This window comes from Faecalibacterium sp. DFI.5.82, from assembly GCF_029076575.1.
Taxonomy (GTDB): domain Bacteria; phylum Bacillota; class Clostridia; order Oscillospirales; family Ruminococcaceae; genus Faecalibacterium; species Faecalibacterium duncaniae.
Window position 1 is genome coordinate 1 of sequence record NZ_JARFIS010000727.1, and the last position, 302, is coordinate 302.

The following is a 302-nucleotide window of genomic DNA, read 5'->3' on the forward strand; positions in this document are numbered from 1 at the left end:
CCCGCCATATACTCAACCGCCAGCTTTACATAGCAGGTGTTGATGCAGACGGATGCGGTGTGGTTGGTAATGGCCTCATCACAGATGGTCTGGATCTGGGGCCAGGTGGCCTCAGGCTTCAGCTGGGTATGATCGACATGGGAGAGGATTTCTTCACGGGTCATATTATTTTCCTCCATCAATTCTTGCTGGCACGGCGGACCTTTGCCATGCCCACAGCGCTCAGGGCAATTGCCGTTACAGATGCGGTGGCACCAATGATGCCCAGAACAAGACCGGAAACCAGGAATGCAAAACCTTTC

The 302-nt window shown here is 53.6% G+C and carries 1 pseudogene; it reads right to left on the minus strand.

Features of this window, described 5'->3' with window-relative positions:
* Positions 1-164, minus strand: a pseudogene (locus tag P0G09_RS18640) (2-deoxyribose-5-phosphate aldolase); the annotation flags it as partial.
* Between the last annotated feature and the right edge of the window lie 138 nt (positions 165-302).